Raw genomic sequence first — 18,710 nt, 5'->3', positions numbered from 1 at the left:
ATCGATTGCGTACGTCGCTCTCGGTCGCATTGCCCGCCTTGTCGATCTGCCGGATCTTCACGCTCTTGGCGCCATCGGTGTTGCCGCCGCCATCGATGCTACCGTTGACCTTGAAACTGTCGCCCGTGGCGCGGGTCCAGTTGGCGCCGTTGTCCAGGCTGTATTCCCAGCGCGCACCGGCTTCGAGGTTGCCGATCTTTACCGTGCCATCGTTGGTGGTGCCGTTGTTGCCGGCGGGTTTGAGCAGCGTCAGCGTGGGTTTGGGGGGAGCCTTGGTGTCCAGCGTGAAGGTGAACACATCGCTGGCTTCGCTCACGTTGCCAGCCACATCCTTGGTACGCAGGCGCACGTTCTTGACGCCATCGATACCGCCGCCCTTGTCACCCTTGATGGGAATGATGAGGTCGGTCCATGCGCCGTTATCGACACTGTATTCATAGCTCACATCGGGTTCGCCCGGCGCGCTCGGCACCAACTGACCATTGTTGGTGATGTTGTCGTCCCTGATGTCGCCGGTATCGGTCCCCAAACGAGGCGGCGCAGGTTTGGCCGGTGCTTGTGTATCGAGTGTGAATCTGAAGACATCGCTGGCTTCGCTCACGTTGCCGGCGCGGTCGCGGCTACGCACGCGCACGTTTTTGTCACCGTCGCTGTTGCCATCCTTGAAGCCCTTGACGGGCTCGCTGAAGGACGTCCACGCGCCATTGTTGACGCTGTATTCGAAGCGCAGATCGGCTTCGCTGGCCGGCGGCGGCAGCAGGCGGCCATCGTTGGTGCGCAGGTCGGTGCGGGAGGCACCGTTGTCGTTGGCCAGCGCAGCCTGGCCCGGCTTGGTCGGTGGGGTGGTGTCGAGCTTCATGGTCAGCACCGCGCTGGTGGTGGTGTTGCCGGCCGCGTCGGTCTGTCGCACGCGCAACTGCTTGTCGCCATCGCCGCTGACGGTGAAGCTGTTGCCGCTGCCATTGCTCCAGGTGGCGCCGCCATCGGTGCTGTATTGCCAGGTGCTATCCGCATCCAGGTCCCGCACGTTGATGGTGCCGTTATTGGTGATGCGCAGCACTTCGTCACCGCTGCTGTTGTTGGCCAGCGCCAGGAGCGGCGTGTGCGGCGGCGTGGTATCGACGGTGAACTCCAGCTTGCCGCTGGGATCGCTGACGTTGCCGGCGCGGTCGATCTGGCGCACCAGCAGGCTTCTGCGGGTACCGTTGTCGGTGAAGTTGAGCGTGTTGTCGCTGGAAATGCCCTGGGTCGACCAGTTGCGGCCGTTGTCCAGGCTGTACTCCCAGGTGGCGCCGGGTTCCAGTCCTTCGAGGCGGATCGTGCCATCGTTGCTGATGCCATCGATACCGTTGCTGCCAGAGTCGGTGCGCAGGCGCGCCGTGGGCGCGTTGGGCTTGGCCGTGTCCAGCGTGAAGCTCAGGGGAGCGCTATCGGTGCGGTTGCCGGCCAGGTCGAACTGGCGCACGATGACCGTCTTCTGGCCGTCGCCGGCCGGCAGGGTCAGGCGGCTGCCGGTGCCGGCGATGAAGCTGCTGCCGCCGTTGAGGGAATATTCCCAGCGGCCTAGCGGTTCCAGGCCCTCGACATCGATGTTGCCGCTGTTGCTGAACAGCCCCGTGGCAGCGTCGCCGCGCGCACCGGCCAGGACCAGGCGGGGCGCGGCCGGTGGCGTGGTGTCCATGGTGAAGCTCAAGCGGCTCACGCTGCCAGGGTTGCCGGCCTGGTCCAGTTGGCGCACTTCCACATACACGTTGCGGTTTTGGTTGGGACTCAGGCCCGCCGGATTGAAGCTGGTGCCGCTGCCGATGGTCCAGTCCGGGTTATCGGTGAAGTCGTTGCGGTTCACGCGCCATTGCCAGGTGGCATTGGCTTCCAGGCCGCTGATGCGGATGGTGTCGTTGTTGGTGACCGACAAGCCGTTGACGGTGCCACCGGCGTTGGCCAGGGCGATGACCGGTGCGGCCGGGGCCGTGGTGTCCAGCGTCATGCTCAGGGTCTGTGCGGCACTGCGGTTGCCGGCACTGTCGTACTGGCGCACGGTGAGGGTGTGCGCGCCCGCTTGCGTGACCTCGAAGCTGTTGCCCGAGCCGGTCTGGAAGAGGCCATTGTCGATCTGGTACTCCCACTGTGCACCTGGGGCCAGGTTGCTGACGTTGACCTTGCCCTGGTTGGTGACGCCATCCGTGTCGGAACTGCCGTTGTCCTTCTCCAGCTTGATCAGCAGGTTGGCTGGCGGGGCCACGGTGTCGATGACCACCTTGTGCAGCACCTTGATCGAATCGACCCCGGTGCTGGTGTTCCTGGCCTGCAGTTGCAATATTTTTTCCACGCCATCGGCACCGTCGGCGTTGAGGCGGGCCCAGTTCTCGCTGGTCAAGGTGTAACTCCATACCCACCGGTTGTTGCCCGCGTTGGTCACGGTGATGCCATTCTTCATGACCGTGCCATCGGGATAGAACAGCGTGAGCACATCGTTGGGTCCGGCGCTGCCGCTCAAGGTCACGCCAGCCGTGCGTTCGGCCAGGTTGATGACATCGTCGCCGGCCACCACGTTCCAGGCCGGCACGCCGGTCACGCTCAACACCAGCGTGCGCAACTGGCTGAAGGTATTGAGGCTGCTGCCGTTGTCAGGCAACTGCTCCAGCTGCTGGCGCAAGGTGGTCAGGCTGGCTGCCTCCACGTTGATGCCGATCAGGGTGAAGTCGGCCGCCTGCAATTGGTCGGCATTGCGCCCTTGTTCGGCCTGGGCCAGTTTCTGCACCAGGCTCACCAGTTGCTGGATTTCCTGGGGCGTGTCCACCGCACTGGCGCGGCGGCTGTCGATGATGGAACTGAGCAACTGCACCGCATTGCCGGTGGCGCCGGGCACGTTGCTGTCGAGCGCCCGCAGCGAGCTCATGTCCACGCCGATGCGCTCGAAGTCGTCCAGCTTGGCCAGGTTGGCGGTGTTGGTGTTGTCGGCCGTGCCATCGGCTTGTTGCAGCAGCAAGCGATAGGTATCGGCCACGGCTTGCAGCGCGTTGAGCTTGGCAACCGTGCTGCCGCTGACCGCGACCGTGGCCAGGGCGGCGTTGACGGCCTCGCGGTGGCCGTCATTGTCGCTCATGCCAGTGATGGCCAGAGCCTGGTAGTCGGCCAGGGTGGGTGCGCTGCCGCCATTGGTGTCGGCGAAGGCGATCACGCGGGCATAGGCGCTGCGCACGCTGGTGGCCAGGGTCTGCAATTCCCCCAGGGTGTCGAAGTCGGCCGCGCCCTTGGTTTGCAGCACGGCGACCAGGGCATCCCGTTCATCAGTGCTCAGGGTGCGCACGCCGAAGGTATCGAACTCGCTGCTGCTGGGGGCGTTGACGACCGCCTGGTTGCGCGGCTGGCCGGCCAGGCCGATCAGCTTGGCCACGCTCGCGCCCAGGGCTTCGATCTTGGTCGGGCTGGAGACCTCTGTGGCCGGCACGCTGTCGATGAGCGAGGTGAACAGCGAGAACAGGGCCGCATCCTTGGCAGTGCCGCCGCCGCTGGGCTGGGTCACGCCGGCAATGGTCACGCCGATGTCGCGGAACTGCTCGGCGGTGAGGGCCACGCCGGTGTCGCCGGCGCGGCCATTGGCGCTATCGAGGATGGCGTTGTAGGCCACGACGATGCGCTTGAGCTCGGCCGGGGTATCGGCCTGCATAGCACTGATGCCGGGGCCATGCAGGGCGGCATTGATGGCGTCCACCCGCTCGGCACTGAGCAGTGCGGCGCGTGCCCCGTTGGCATCGGTGTCGTGCTGCGCCAAGCCGATGGCGCGATAGTCCGCGGCCGTGGGGGCGGGGGCATTGGGGAAGCGGCTTTCATCGGCATATTTCAGGATCTTGTCCTGCGCGATGCCGGCACGCTCGGCCAGGCTTTGCAGGCTGGCCAGGCGGCTGACTTGGCTGCCGTCGCTGCGGCTGGCGGCAATGGCGGCGAGAATGGCCGGCAGGTGATGGCCGGCCGCGCCGCTGGCGTCGTTATAGGCCGTCAGATTCACGCCCAGCTCTTGCAGCTTGGCGGCGGTGAGGCTGGCGTCGGCCACGCCCATGGAGGCGGAATCGCGCAGTGCCGTGATCAGGCCCAGCAGATGGCTCAGCTTGTCCGGCAAGGGCAGGGCAGTTCCGGCATGATCGCGGCCCAGTTCGACCAAGGGGCGGGCGGTGATGCTGTCGATCAACATCTCCATGGCCGCAGGGTCGGCATTGTCCACGTCACGATGCGGCAGGCCCAGCGCTTCCAGGTCGGCCACGGTCGGTCGCGCGCTGGCTTGCGGAACATGGCCGGCCGTGCTGTCGACCACGTGCTGGGCGGCGTCGATGATGGTTTGCAGCAGCGCCGGGGTGTTGGCGCGATTGCCATCGATGGCCGACGATTGCAGGGCTTCGTTGAAGAGCTTGAGATATTCGGCATTGCTGTTGCTGCCGTTGACCGGCAGGCTCAGTCCGACGGCGTCCAGGTCGGCGGCGGTGACGGCCTCGCCGCGATTGTCCTGGGCCAGCTTGACGATGCGGTTGCGGGCACTGGCGGCAGCCTCGGCCAGGCCTTGCAGGGCAGTCAGCGAGAGCAGGGCGCTGCCATCGTCGGCAGTGCTTTGCAGCTTGTTGAGCAGGAATGCCAGGTTGTCGCCATTGACTGTGTTCACGCCCAGCCATTGCAGTTCGGCCGCGCTGAGCGGGCTGCTGGGGGCGGGATAGTGCGGCGGTGTGGTGCCGGGCAGCGGGGCGACGGTGGTCACCTGCATCAACTGCTCCACGGTCAGCGCCAGCCGGTTCAGGCCAGCGATGGTGTTGATCTTGGTGACATCGGGCTGGGCGTGGATGACGCTGTTCAACAGTTGCAAGCCCTGGGACGCATTGACGGTGGGCAGTGCCACGCCGATGTTGAGGTAATCCTCGCGCAGCGGGGGCGCGGCCCCGGCGGCAGTGCGCACATAGGCCATCAGCTTGGCGTAGCTGCCGGCAATGGCCGAGAGTTCCTCGATGCTGTCGACGCCACTCACATCGTGGGTGGCTGCGGTGTCTTCCGAGCGTGGTGCGCGGGTCACCGGATCGATGCTATTGCCCTTGAGGCGCACCGCATTGAGGAAGGCCCAGCGTGTGGCTTCATCGGTAATCACCCCCAGTCCCAAGTTGTGCAGGCGGGTCAGGTCGAGGGTGAAGGCTTGTTGCGCCGAGACCGGATCGGCCGCGCTCTCGCGGGCCAGGCGGATCAGGTCGCCGACGGTGGCCGCCAGGCTTTCCAGGCGCTCTGGAGTGCCTACGCCGGCCTTGGTCTGCGCCCCCACCACGCTGTTGAACAGGGCCAGTTTGTCGGCATCGATGGGACTGGCCGGGGTGGCGCCAGCCAGGCTGTCCAGGTTCACGCCGATGGCGCGGTAATGACTGGCCTGCAGCGCCGCACCGGAGTTGTCGCCCATGGCGCCATCGGCGGCGCTCAGGATGGTGTTGTAGGCCTGCACCACGGTCTTGAGTTTGCTGCGTGTTTCGACATCAGGCCCGGTCAATTTGGCCACGGCGGCGTTGATGTTGGAATGATTAGTCATATCCACCGTCACCGCACCCGATCCAGCCGTAATCCCCGTGGCGGCATAGTCGGCCAGGCTCGGCGGCGGGTTGGCGTTGCTGTCGTTGGCGTAGGCGATGATGGCGGCCAGCGCGTCGTTGCCGCGGTCGAGCAGGCCTTGCAGTTCGGCCACGGTATCGATCTGGTCGGCGTTCTTGCTGCGGATGCTTTGCACCAGCGCATCCAGGTTGCCGCCCTCGGCGCTCACCACCAGATTGCGCACGCCCAAGAGGCGCGCAGCCTCGGCCCATTTCTGGCGACCCGCTTCGTCCAGCGTGCTCACGCCACGGCCATCCAGGAACAGCGCCACGGCGGCGCCCAGGGCTTCCAGCTTGCTTAGGCTGTCGACCTGGTCGCGGCTCTTGTGCTTGAGGGCGTCGTTGAGCAGGCTCAGGTGTTCGGCCGTCTTGTCGCTGGGGCCGGCCGGGTCGGTCAAGCCCCAGATGGTCAGCCCCAGGGTGGTGTAGTACGCGGCCAGCGGATCGTTTCCCGGCGTGGCGTCGTCCACCAGGTCTTGATCGCTGGCGGGGCGGTTGCCCGAAGTCGGCGTTTCGTTGGCTTCGGAGAGGATGCGCTCGAAGGCGTCCACGATGCCTTGCAGCAGCTCGGGGCTGGTCACCTGGGCCGCGCCGATCTTGCGCCGGCCAGGACGAATTGAGCGCGCTCACGCCCACCCGGTCTGCGCCGGTCACGCCCATGCCGGTGTAGTCGGCCAGGGTCGGGGCGCTCTGGGTGGCATCCTCGGCATAGGCGTTGATGCGGGTTTGCGCGTTGCGGGCGGTGTCGGCCAGGGCCTGCAGTTCAGCCAGAGTATCGACCTGGCTGCCATCGTCGCGGCTGGCGCGCAGCACGGCCAGTACCGCGGCCATGCTGTGGGCACGCAATCCGCTCACGCCCAGTTGGCCCAGCGCGCTCTGCAAGGCTTGGGCGTGATCGGCGGCAGTGGCGGGCAAGTCGCTCAGGTTGTCGGCGGCGATGTGGATGACGGTGTCGCTGGCGCGCACCAGCGGCAGCAGCTTGTTGACCGTGTCGATATCTTCACGTCGCTTGCCACCGTTGGCCAGGGCCGAGTTGAGCAGGCCCAGGCTGGCGGTGGTTTGCGGCGGGGTGACCCCAATGGCTTCATAGTCGCTCGCTGCCGCCGTCGGACGGGCTGCGTTGCCATTGCCGATCTGCGCCAATATGACGCGATAGGCATTGACGATACTCTGCACCTGCGCGGGCAGGCGTACCTGCTCGGCGCCGATGGCGGGGGTGGCCAGCGCGGAATTGATCGCCCCCAACAGCAGGGTGTCGTCCACCCCGGTCACGCCGAGGATCTGGTAGTCGCCCGGCAGTGGTTCGCTCTGGGTGGCGTCATCGGCATAGCGGCTGATGCGCTGGGCGCTGCCCAGGGCATTGCTGGCGCGCGCCGATAGCAATGCCAGGGTATTGACTTGGCTGCCGTCATCGGCGGTGGCGGCAATGGATGGCAGGACGATGCGCAATTGATCGGCCGTCAGTTCGGGGCTCAGGTGCAGGCGCTTCCATTCGTCGGCGCTGATGGTGTCGGACTTGCCAGCGGCAATGCGGATGATGCGGCTGGCGATGTCGGCCAGGCTGTCGAGCTCGGCCACGGTATCGACTTCATCACGGTTGCTGCGGTCGATGGCATGGCTGAGCAGGGTGGCGGCATTCTGTCGGGCGGCTGCGTCGGCCGCCGTCGGGAACTTGCTGAGCAGGCTCTTGACGCCAACCCGGCTGTAGTCGGCCTCGGTCGGCAGGACGACCGTATTGCTCATGCCATCGGCGGCGTTGAGGATGGCGGTATAGGACTTGACCAGCGCGGCGATCTTGCTCCACGCGTCGACGGCTTCCACGCCGACCTTGGAGAGGGCGTCGTTGATCGAGGCCAGGCGCTCGGCGCTGACTTCGGCGCCGGCCGCGCGCAGCTCCGGATGGTTGTACTGGGCGAGGGTTGGGGCCAGCAGGGATGGGTTGTCAGGATCGATGGGCGTGATGTGCTGGGCGAAGTTCATCAGCGTCTGCAGCGTGCCCAGGTCGAGTGCGACGATGGCGCGGATCTCGGCCAGCGTATCGACCACGCCATCGACCGTGTGATTGTCGCGCAGCGAGGCCGGGACTTCGCGCAATGCGGCAGCCATGCGGGCGACGTTGTCGGTGGTCACGCCACGGATGCCCAGGGCGCTGAAGTCCTGCGGCGCCAGCGGGGTGGGCAGGTTATTGCCGGCGGCATGTTGTGTCACGCGCTGGGCGGCAGCGGCGATGCTCTCCAGCAGGGCCGTGGTGGCCACTTCGTTGAGCCCTTTGTCATCGATGACCTGCCCGGTCACGCGCGCCCCCGCTGCGCTCAATGGAGTACTCACGCCCAGGGTGCTGTAGTCGGTCGCGCTGGGCAGGGCGGACTCGGCGCTGTTGCCGGGGATGCCATCGGCCAGTGCCGCCACGCGCGCGGCGGCGGCCACGATGTTGCGCAGCGCGGCGATGGTATTGGTGCGGGCCACCGGCAGGGTCTTCAGTGCGGCATTGGTGAGCGTCAACGTGGACAACTGGTCGGTGCCGAAGATGGCCATGCGTTCGAAGTCGCTGGTGGTGGGGGCCGGGTTGCTGTCGTTGTCGCCGTACACCGAGGCCTTGAGCAGGGCGTTGCTGGCGGCAGTGACGGTGCTGTTGATCAGCAGCTTGAGACTGATGGCTTCATTGACCTTCTCGGGGTCGGCCACGGCGGCCACGGCGCGCACCACGGCCGGCACGAAGGCGGGATCGATGGTCCGTTCCATGAGGTCCGACAGGCGGGTCGTCGTGCCATCGCTCTTGATGAGTGCGGCCTGGGCCTGTTCCAGGGCCAGGTCGCGTGCAGCCTGCGCCTGTTGCAGCGTGCTCTGCGCCGCCGTCAGGAGGGTCTGCTTGGCGGCCTTGTCTTCGGCGGCGGCCTGGTTGTAGGCTTCCTGCGCCCGGATGACGTCGGCCTTGGCCTGCTCCACCGCCTTTTCGCGGTTGGCCAGCAGTACGGTCTGCTCGATCACGCGGGTGCTGTCGGCGATGAAGGTCTGGGTGGTGTCGGTGAAGTTGCCAGCCTGGTCGAGCTGGCGCACCTGTATCCGCGCCTTGCCGTTGCCGCGCAGGGTCTCGCCGATCAGTTGCAACTGGTCGCCGGCCTGCCAGCGAATCCAGCTGCCATGCACGACCGGTATCCGTTCGCCATTGGGGCGCACCAGTTGCAGGGTGCCGGCGTCGGTACCGGTGCCATTCAAGAGCCGCAGATGGACTTCGGCACCGTCTTCGAAGGGGACCAGCGGCTGCAGTGTGATCTGGGTCTGGCTGGAGATGCCGTCCTGGTTGCTTGCGCCATCGTCGCGGTTGTCGGCCATGTTCAGTTGCACCTGGCCCGGTGCGGTCTTGTCCAGCGTGAAGCGCAGCGGCGTGTCCATCTCGCGGGCATTGCCGCGACCTTCGCCCGATGGGGTGCCGGTCGGCAGGATGCGCGCCTTGATCCACACGGGGCCCTCGCTGTTGGTGAGGTTGCGGGCCACGTATCGGACCTGGCCATTGCTCTCGGTGCGTTCCACCGTCAGTTCGGCCGGATCGATCCAGTTGCCGTAGCGCGGTTTGCCATCGGGGCCAACGCCGGTGGCCACGGCGAATTGCAGGTGCTCTTCGGGCTTGAGCAGGCGGGTCAGCACCACGCGCACGGCGGCGTCGCTGGTGATCTGGTCATCGTTGCCCAGGGGCGTGGTGCGTAGCGGATCGTTACCGTCACCGCCGCCGTAGAAGCTGTCGTTGACCAGCACGATCTGGTTGACGGCGAAGTCGGCCAGGCCGGGCGGGGTGTTGAGGTCGATGCGCACGTCGACGTGGTTTTTCCAGACGTTGTCGTTGACGCGGCTATTGTCGCCATCGGTCACCGTGACCCGCGCGAGACCGGACGCTCGCGCGTCATCTGCTTGAACAGGTCGATGGCGGCCTGGTCGGCCTTGAGCACGGCAAAGCCGCTGTTGTCGGCGGTACTGACCGGCAGCTTGACGCTCAATTCCTTCCCCTGCACGTCATGGCCGATCAGGGTCACTTCGACCTTGGATTGCGGCGGTGCCTTCACGGCCAGGCCACCGTCCAGGATTTGAGCTTGGTCCAGCACCACCGCGCCGTTGCTGGACGGTGACTGCCAGGGGGCCGCACCCGGCGTGGTGTTCTTGATCAGGATGGTGGGTTCGAGGATGCCGATGTGGTTTTCCAGCAGGTAGTCGGTCACGCTGCTGCCGTTGGGCAGCTTCTGCAGCGACTCAAGCAGGGTGCGCGCGCGCTGGCGCTGGTCGTCGCTCAGGCCGGTATCGTTGGCGCGGGCGTTGAGGCGTTCGCTGAAGAGGTCGGCCTGGGTAATGGCATCGCTCCACTTCAGTTTGCTCAGCAGGGCATCGCTGAACTGCAGGCTGTCGGCCAGTTTCTGGATGGCTGCACCCTGGTCGACATAGCGGCCGGGGTCGGTCTGTGTCAGGTTGGCGATCGCCTTCAAGGCGATACCATAGTTGCGTCCGGTGGTGCTATTGCTGCGGGTGAACTCGGGATTGAGTATGGCGGTGCCCTGGGCATCGGTGGTGGTCAGTGGCACGACCTCACCGGAGGTGATGTTGACCTTGAAGAGGGCGCTCACTGCCGCATTGGCGCCGGCCACCATGGTGGCGCCGACCTGGCTGGCGGCCAGGTTGGTCTGGCCGGCCGCCAGCCCTGCCTTGAGCGCGGCCAGTTCGGTCAGGGCCGTGACGTTGATGGTCTGGTTGCTGCCATCGGCCAGCACCACCGAGCGCAACACGGTATTGCCCAGGTCGGTGATGCGCATGGTGGCTTCGTCGGCGAAGTTGTCGGCCACGCCCGGCGTGTTGTCGCGCACCACCAAGAGCAGCAGCCCCTTGTAGCCGGGCTGGTCCAGCACCAGCGAATAGCGGCCATCGATCACCGGTACCGCCTTGCCGATGATGCGACCCTGGCCGTCGTAGGCGGTGATGGTGGCGTTGTTGAGTGGACCTAGTGCGGTCGCGCCAGAGAGGGTGGCGGGAGGCGCCGGAGGGGCAGGCGGAGCCGTATTGGCGGCGTTGTTGCCAGGGTTGCTGGCCGCTGCCGCGCCGCCACCGCCGCCACCTCCGCCTCCCCCCCCGGCGGCGGCCAGCAAGGCAAGGCCGCCGCCCACCACCGGCCAGGAAATGCTGCCGCCTGTGTCGTTGCTGGTGGTGGCGCCCGGGTCGGCCAACGATGGCGAGGAGAAGGAAGACGGCGTGCGCGCCGCACTACCGGCGTCGGCCTGCTCGCTCACGCTGCCGCCGGACTTGCCGGGGGCGCTGGCCAGGGCCTCGGAGGGTTTGCCTGCGTCAAGCTCCAGCTTGAGCGGGGCGTCTTCCACATCCTTGTCCTTCTTGTCGGCCTCACCCTTGGCCACGCGCTTGATGCCGTAGCGGGTGATTTCCTTGGAGGTGACGGTGAGGGCGGCGTCAGCGGGCACTTCGATGTGGTTCAGTTTTTCGAACACCTCGCCCAGTGCCACATCGCCATCGGCGAATTCCAGTTGCACCTGGGGCGTATTCACGGCACTGACGGCGCCGCGGCTGATGATGATCTTGTGGCCGTTTTCCAGCACGAGGACCAGATCGAGGTCGATGGCGCGCACGTCCTTGATGTCGCGTTTGTAGATGGTGCGCAGCAGGCTGCTGGCTTCGGTCAGGTTCAATACGGTAATGGTCATGATGGCTGTTCTGTGGTTGAGAACATGCCGGATCGCATCGTCCGACATGCATGTTGATCACGACTACGCCAACCGCAGGGCGACAAATACCAGGCTGCTATCCGAGAGGACAGCAGCATGACGATCATTGCGATTGAGACAGGACTGTCCGGACGAAGGGTCTGCTCTCGGATCAGTGGGGCGAAGCCTGTCTCGGTGGAGGAGTGATGAAGCGCTGTCCGCAGCGCACGCCAGTGTTCCTTGTCTTGTTTTCTTGTGGATTCACCGGGCGCAGCTTGCGTGACCGAAACTTCCGCCACGACGTAGATTAACGGCGGAAATTATGCGTGGCCGACGGCCGTTGATCTGTCGAATAAATTCGATTTTTCAGGGAAAGAGGCACGTCTTTTGGAATGCTTCAAAAAGTCGATCGGGTGGCTTGTGACGGGCAACAAAAAAGCGTGCCGCAGGGAAAGGAATGGGCTTGGCGGGATGGTGCGAGATCGCCTGAAGGGCTCACGCATTGTGCGGGTGGGAGGAGGGCAAAGCGCGATGGAAGAAGATAACTTCATACAGGGGAAAAGCGGCCCCATGGATGGGCAGGCAAGGCAGTCTGCGGGCGCCTTGTCTGCCACATCACTCAGAAATGTTCAGTCTTCTTCCACCCAGTCCACTACCGCCCCCAGTGAACGCAGGTTTTCCACGAACTTGGGATGGGCGCGGCGGATCGGCAGCGCATTGCGAATTTCGGAACGTCCTTCGATGCTGGCCGCCACCATGAACAGCGCAATGGCCACCCGGATGATGTAGGGGCTTTCCACCGAGGCCGGCGACAGTGGCAGGCCGCCGAAGGTGATCAGGCGATGCGGGTCGCCCAGGAACACGTGGGCGCCGAACTTGGACAGTTCGCTGCTCCAGCCCATGGCACCATCGTAGATCTTGTTCCAGAACATGGTATTGCCTTCGGCCTTGACCCCCAGCGCAATGAAGATGGGCAGCAGGTCTACCGGCAGGTAAGGCCAGGGCGCGGCTTCCACCTTGGTCAGGATATTGCTGGTGAAGGGCTTGACCACTTTGAGCGGGCCGTTCTGGCGGGTGTGCGACCAGCCGTTTTCATGCACCACTTCCACCCCGAACTTGGCGAAGGTGCGGTCGATCAGCGGAAATTGCTCAGGCGCGCTGTTGCGCACCCGCACCTGGCCACCGGTGATGGCGCCCATGGCCAGGAAGGTGGCGATCTCGTGGAAGTCCTCATCGAAGCGGAATTCGCCGCCGCCCAGCTTGCCGCCACCGCGCACCGTCACGCGCGAGGTGCCGATGCCTTCGATCTCTACGCCCATCATGGCCATGAAGCGGCAGAACTCCTGCACGTGCGGTTCCGAGGCAGCATTGGTGAGCACCGATTCGCCGGCGGCGGCGGCCGCGCACAGCACGAAGTTTTCGGTGGTCGTGACCGAGGCATAGTCCAGCCAGTGATGGTTGGCCTGCATGGCGGCGCTGCGGATGATGAGCGAATCGGGACTGCTCTCCACCCGTGCGCCGAAGCGCTGGAACACTTCCACGTGGGGATCGATCTCGCGCACGCCCAGGGTGCAGCCCTTGACGTCGTTTTCCAGCCGCGCCACGCCAAAGCGCGCCAGCAGCGGCGGCACCAGCATGATGGAAGAACGCATTTCCTCGGGCAGGTGATGCACCTTGGGATCGAAGCGGGTCGCGCGGTGATGCAGCTCCAGGATGCCGCTGGCGTAGTCCACCGACACCTCACTGCCCAGCACGCGGAAGATCTCCAGGATCTTCTTGACGTCGGTGATCTCGGGGATGCCAATCAGGCGCAGCGGCTGGTCGGTCAGCAGGGTGGCGCAGAGGATGGGCAGGACAGCGTTCTTGTTGGCAGAGGGGGTGATGTCGCCGCGTAGCGGGCGGCCCCCGTGTACGATGAGATTGGACATGAACAATGGATGTGAATCGATGTGGATCAGTCTGACGTGGGCGCCGGATGGCAGGGCGCCCCGGCCTGGAATGGACAGATTATGCGCCGCCCGGTTGCAGCCAGGGAAGCAAATTGTGGGTGGGAAGAGGCTTGTCTTTTTTGCTATTTTCTTCACTTTAAGTTATCCACAGATGAAGTGTGCTGCAGCAAAGTCCAAGTTTCCGTATCATGGCCGGTCTTGGATGAATGCCCCGACTAAGGTTTCGACGATGTTTTGCACGCAGCAGTCCCGTTCCGGTAATGATTTCCCCTTTTTCCTGCTGATCCTGCGCCGTGCCGGCCTGCTGACCCGGCTGCTCCTGTGCAGCGTGTTGCTGCTGATGTTGAGCGTCATTGCCGGTAAGACCAGCCAGGCCCAGGCCGCCACCTCCACCGCCGGCAAGCACCGGGCCGTGGCCACCGGTGTGAAAGGGCGCAAGCGCAACCTGCGCAAGAAGACGCCGGTACAGAGCAAGGCGCGCGCGCCTTCCCACCCCCGGCGTCATGGACGTGGCCGCGCGCATGGAGCGGCAACCGCGGCGGCCGGTGTGAGCGCAGCGGGCGCCACGGCCGCAGCGGTGACTGCGGCTACGGACGAGGCCAATGCAAAGACCGCCACGGCCGTGGCCACCAACACCAAGCCCGAACTGCTGCCGCGCTGCGGCTTCACCGAAGCCTCGCGTCGCCACCTGTTCTCGCGCGGCATCTACGTGCTCGATGAACAGACCAACACCCCGCTCTTCGAACGCGATGCCGACACGGTCGCGCCCATTGCCTCGGTGACCAAGCTGATGACGGCCATGGTCTGGCTGGACCAGAAGCCGCTGCCGCTGACGAACCGGCTGGAAGTGAGCGAGGACGACCTCGATACCTTGAAGTTCACTCATTCGCGCCTGAACGTGGGCGCCAGCCTGTCGCGTGCGGACATGCTGCATATCGCCCTGATGTCTTCCGAGAACCGCGCCGCTGCGGCCATGAGCCGCGACTATCCGGGCGGGCGCCCGGCCTTCATTGCGGCCATGAATGCGCGCGCCCAGGCGCTGGGCATGAGCCATACCCATTTCGAGAATGCCACCGGACTCTCGCCCGAAAATGTCTCCACCCCGCGCGAACTGGCCGAGCTGGTCAAGGCCGCCAATCGTTACCAGTTGATCCGCAACGATTCGCTGGACAAGCAAAAGATGATCAACATCGGTCGTGGCCAGTTGCAGTACATCAATTCCAATCGCCTGATCCGCTATGGCCAGGTCAATGCCACGGTGCAGAAGACCGGTTTCATCAACGAGTCCGGCCACAACATGGTGCTGCGTCTTCTGGTGCATGACCGCCGTCCGGTGATCGTCACCATGCTCGGCAGCGGTAGCGCCGATGGTTCGCGCCTGGATGGCGTGCGCATCGCCAAGTGGCTCAACTGCTCGCTGAACTGAGGACCAGGTCGCTGGCCTGCTCGGCCCGGGCCGGCCGGTACAACTGCACCCGGTTGCGCCCGGCGCGCTTGGCCTGGTAGAGCGCTTCATCGGCGGCCTTCACCACGTCTTCCATGCTCTGGTGTAGGCCACGATCCAGGCAGGCTACCCCGATACTCAATGACAGTCGCCCGAAGGGGCTGCGCTCGTGCGGGATCTTCAAGGCCTGCAAGGCCGTGAGGATGTTGCCGGCCACGTGCAGCGCGCCTTGCACATCGGCTTCGTCGAGCAAGACCACGAATTCCTCGCCACCGAAGCGACCGGTCTTGTCGCATTGCCGTGCCACCGCCCCCTGGATGCAACGGGCCACCGCCACCAGCGCATAGTCGCCAGCCTTGTGGCCATAGGTGTCGTTGTAGAGCTTGAAGAAATCGACATCGGCAAACAGGATCGCAAAGCGCGTGCTGCTATTGCGCTGGCTCTTGTGCCAGGCTTCCTGCAGGGCTTCGTCCAGGGCGCGCCGGTTCAGCAGCGAGGTCAGCTTGTCGGTGCGGGCTTGCTGTTCCAGTTGCAGGTCCAGCTTGCCGCGCCGGAAGAATTCCTCGCGCAGGCGGCTGATGAGATAGATGCTGGCGGTGCTGAAGGCCGCGGTGAGCAGCAATACCGCGTAGAACATGCGTGTCCAGTCGCGGAACAGTTCGCCCTTGGTGCGACCGATGAAGACCACCCAATTGGTGTGCGGCACGCGGACATAGGCATACAGGCGCTTGACCCCATCCTGTCGCGAACGGGCGAAATAGCTGCCCTGCTGCGGCGCTTGCGGAGACGTCATGCGCTGCAGGTCGGGGACGTTGTCCAGGCGCGAACCGATGAAGGCTTCGTTGTAGGGCAGGCGCATATAGACCACGCCACTGGTCGTGTAGAGCGACATGACCGCATTTTTTTCCAGCGACAGCCCCTCGAACAATTGGCGGAAGTAATCCAGGTACAGGACCATGAAGGCAATGCCGGCAAAGCTGCCATCGACATGGACCAGTCGTTTGGACAGGACCATCACGTGCAGGCGTCGTTCCATGCGCACCGACAGTGGCGATGAGATGTAGAGCCCGTTGGCCAGCTCATGGCGTTGCTGCTCGAAGAAATCGCGCCCGGCAAAATTGCCCGGCATGAGCTCGGCCAGGCTGGGCGAGCCGACGATGAGTTCGCCCTCGGCGTTGACGATGCCCAGTGCCGCGATGTAGCTGGCTTCGACTTTTTCACCCAGCAGGAAATCGAGTTGCTGCGCCGGCGGCATCTGGTGCAACTGCGTATGGCGATACCGCCACGCCAGGCTGTCCAGTGCCAACGAGAGCAGTTCGAGGTTGCGCGAGATCGAACGCTGCGCGATGCGCGTCACGTTCAGGGCGTGGTTGATGGACGTGCGTTCTATCTGCCGATAGCTTTGATAGAGCACGATGCTGGTGATGACGATCGCCATCAGTGCAAGCGAGCTGATGGTCAGGGTCATGTTGCGTTTGAGGCGTTTGATTTTAGTCTCCCCTACCTTTGACAGGCGTTCCCCGACTCAATATCGCATCGGGATTGGCGCTTGGCAATGAAAAGGAAACCGATAAAAACCTTATGTCATCAGACCATAAATATTGGCCGAGGATTCGCCCCACAAGGCGTCCTGGTCGGCAGAGGAAAGCCGTTTTCCAGCCCATTCCCGCACCACTGCCACCACCCGTGCATAGGACGCGGCCAGCAGGCAGACCGGCCAGTCCGAGCCGAACATGAGGCGCTGCGGGCCGAACAGTTCCAGTGCTGTATCCAGGCATTGCACGATGTGATCGAAGTCGCGCGAACACAGGCCGCGCAGCCAGTCGGCTTCGGTCAACAGGCCCGAGATCTTGCAGGCCACGTGTGGCATGGCGGTCAGCTCGCGCAACTCGCGGCGCCAGCGTTCATAGGCGGCGCGGCCCTTGCGGAATTCCTTCAGGGCGGGCTTGCCGAGGTGGTTCAAGACGATCCAGTGCTGGTCGTGCAGGGCGCATAGCTGGCGTAGTTGCGGCAGGTGGCGTTCGTGGGCCAGCACGTCCAGCACGTAGTCGCGTTCCTGCAGCCAGCGCACGCCGTGGTTGAATTGCGGCTGGGCCAGCAGCAGGGCGGCGTCGTCCGTTTCCGGCATGGCGTGACGCAGGCCCAGCAGCTTGTGGCGGCCCCATTGCTCCATGCAATCGGCCAGTTGCGGCGACGCGATGTCGTCCCAGCCGATGACGCCGACGATGCGCGCATCGCGGCGTGCCATCTCCAGCAGGAAGGCGGTTTCTTCGCGCCCGGGGCGGGCCTGTACCGTGATGGATGCGTGCAGGCCTTGCGCCTCCAGCAGCGGCTGGAACTGGTAGGGCAGGCGGTCCTGCGCCAGCAGGTCCATGCCGGTACCGATCCAGGGATAGTCCTCGGAACGGTAGCGCCAGAAATGCTGGTGCGCGTCGATGCGCCGCGGCCCCTTGATGCGTTGCACCGGGGCCGGTGGCATGGTCATTTCACGGTGCAGGGTCAGCATGTCAGTGGTTGTGCCGTGGCATGGTCTGCGCCACGCCCTGGTACTTCAGGGCTAGTTCCATGCAGGCGCCGGTTTCCAGTTGGCCCACCGTGTTGCGATAGATTTCCTGCCAGGGGGTCTGGCTGGGCGGCACCGGCGGGATGCCTTCGCTCTTGCGGCGCGCCAGCTCTTCCTCGCTGATGAGCATGTTGCACTCACCGGTGTTGAGGTCGATGCGCACGCGGTCGCCATCGCGCAGGTAAGCCAGGCCGCCGCCCACGGCGCTCTCGGGCGAGGCATTGAGAATGGAGGGGCTGTCGGAGGTGCCCGACTGGCGCCCATCGCCCAGCGTGGGCAAGGTGGACACGCCGCGCTTGATGAGTGCATCGGGCGGTTGCATGTTGACCACCTCGGCCGAGCCGGGCCAGCCCACGGGACCGGCGCCACGGATGGCCAGCAGGGTGTTTTCGTCGATTTTCAACGCTGGATCGTTGATGCGGGCATGGTAGTCGTCCGACCCATCGAAGACCACGGCGCGGCATTCGAAGATGTTTTCCTGGCCGGGGGTGCTCAGATAGCGCTCACGGAAGGCTTCGGAGATGACGCTGGTCTTCATGATGGCGAAGTCGAACAGGTGGCCCCTCAACACCAAGAAGCCGGCGCGTTCGCGCAGCGGGGCGGAAAATGCATAAATCATTTCCCGGTCCTGCGACTGGCGGCCCTGGAGGTTCTCGGTCATGGTCTTGCCAGTGGCGGTGATGCGTTCGGCGCGCAGCTTGCCGGCCTGCTGCAGCTCCCACATGATGGCCGGGACACCACCAGCACGGTGGAAACGTTCACCCAGGTACTTGCCGGCCGGCTGCATGTTCAGCAGCAGCGGCACGTCGTAACCGTACTTCATCCAGTCTTCCGAATGCAGCTCCACGCCGGCATGACGCGCCATGGCCATGATGTGCGGCTGGGCATTGGTGGAGCCGCCGATGGCGGCATTGACCACGATGGCGTCGAGGAAGGCGTCGCGCGTGAGGATGGCGGAAGGACGCAGGTCTTCGTAGGCCATGCCGACGATGCGGCGGCCGGTTTCATAGGCCATCTGGCCGCGCTCGCGATAGGGCGCAGGAATGGCCGAGCAGCCGGTCAGCGACATGCCCAGCGCCTCGGCCATGGCGTTCATGGTGGAGGCGGTGCCCATGGTGTTGCAGTGGCCGGAAGAGGGGGCCGAGGCGGCGGCGATTTCCAGGAATTTCTCATTGTCGATGCTGCCCGCCGAGAGCAGCTTGCGGCCCTTCCAGATGGCCGAGCCGGAACCGACCAGTTCACCATCCATCCAGCCATCCAGCATGGGGCCGCCGGAGAGCACGATGGCCGGGATATCGACGGTGGCCGCGGCCATGATCTGCGAAGGCGTGGTCTTGTCGCAGCCGGTGGTGAGCACCACGGCATCGATGGGATAGCCGTGCAGGATTTCCACCAGGCCCAGGTAGGCCAGGTTGCGGTCGATGGCGGCGGTGGGGCGGCGGCAGTTCT

General features: G+C 65.0%; 6 protein-coding genes and 1 pseudogene. 1 reads left to right on the top strand and 6 read right to left on the bottom strand.

Annotation, left to right across the window (positions count from 1 at the left end):
* The 3 genes and pseudogenes from I5W_RS16575 to I5W_RS16565 form a co-directional block, all read right to left on the bottom strand.
* Positions 1–6,193, bottom strand: a pseudogene (locus I5W_RS16575) (adhesin); the annotation flags it as partial.
* A gap of 3,282 nt (positions 6,194–9,475) precedes the next feature.
* Entirely contained in the window at positions 9,476–11,305 is a 1,830-nt protein-coding gene (locus I5W_RS29095) for a hypothetical protein (RefSeq protein ID WP_050010682.1), read from the bottom strand.
* Between the two features lie 629 nt (positions 11,306–11,934).
* A complete protein-coding gene (locus tag I5W_RS16565) occupies positions 11,935–13,233 on the bottom strand; it encodes a UDP-N-acetylglucosamine 1-carboxyvinyltransferase (protein WP_044530046.1) in 1,299 nt (432 codons plus the stop codon).
* A gap of 250 nt (positions 13,234–13,483) precedes the next feature.
* Here I5W_RS16565 and I5W_RS16560 point away from each other — a divergent pair, with 250 nt between their 5' ends.
* The gene (locus I5W_RS16560; protein ID WP_044530045.1) at positions 13,484–14,680 is read left to right on the top strand and encodes a serine hydrolase; all 1,197 of its coding nucleotides are present in this window, start codon (positions 13,484–13,486) and stop codon (positions 14,678–14,680) included.
* Here I5W_RS16560 and I5W_RS16555 read toward each other — a convergent pair.
* The 3 genes from I5W_RS16555 to I5W_RS16545 form a co-directional block, all read right to left on the bottom strand.
* Positions 14,661–16,166 (bottom strand): sensor domain-containing diguanylate cyclase, encoded by a 1,506-nt coding sequence (locus tag I5W_RS16555; protein WP_044530044.1) that lies wholly within the window; start codon positions 16,164–16,166, stop codon positions 14,661–14,663. The two genes, I5W_RS16560 and I5W_RS16555, sit on opposite strands and share 20 nt — an antisense overlap.
* Before the next feature lie 111 nt (positions 16,167–16,277).
* Positions 16,278–17,204 (bottom strand): amidohydrolase family protein, encoded by a 927-nt coding sequence (locus I5W_RS16550; protein ID WP_017449928.1) that lies wholly within the window; start codon positions 17,202–17,204, stop codon positions 16,278–16,280.
* Between the two features lies 1 nt (position 17,205).
* A partial coding sequence (locus I5W_RS16545) for an IlvD/Edd family dehydratase (RefSeq protein WP_044530043.1) occupies positions 17,206–18,710 on the bottom strand: 1,505 nt, incomplete at its 5' end.

The sequence above is a fragment of the Herbaspirillum sp. B65 genome (assembly GCF_000333555.1).
GTDB lineage: Bacteria > Pseudomonadota > Gammaproteobacteria > Burkholderiales > Burkholderiaceae_D > Herbaspirillum > Herbaspirillum rubrisubalbicans.
The sequence above is the reverse complement of the archived record's forward strand: the minus strand, read 5'-3'. Positions and strand labels throughout refer to the sequence as shown.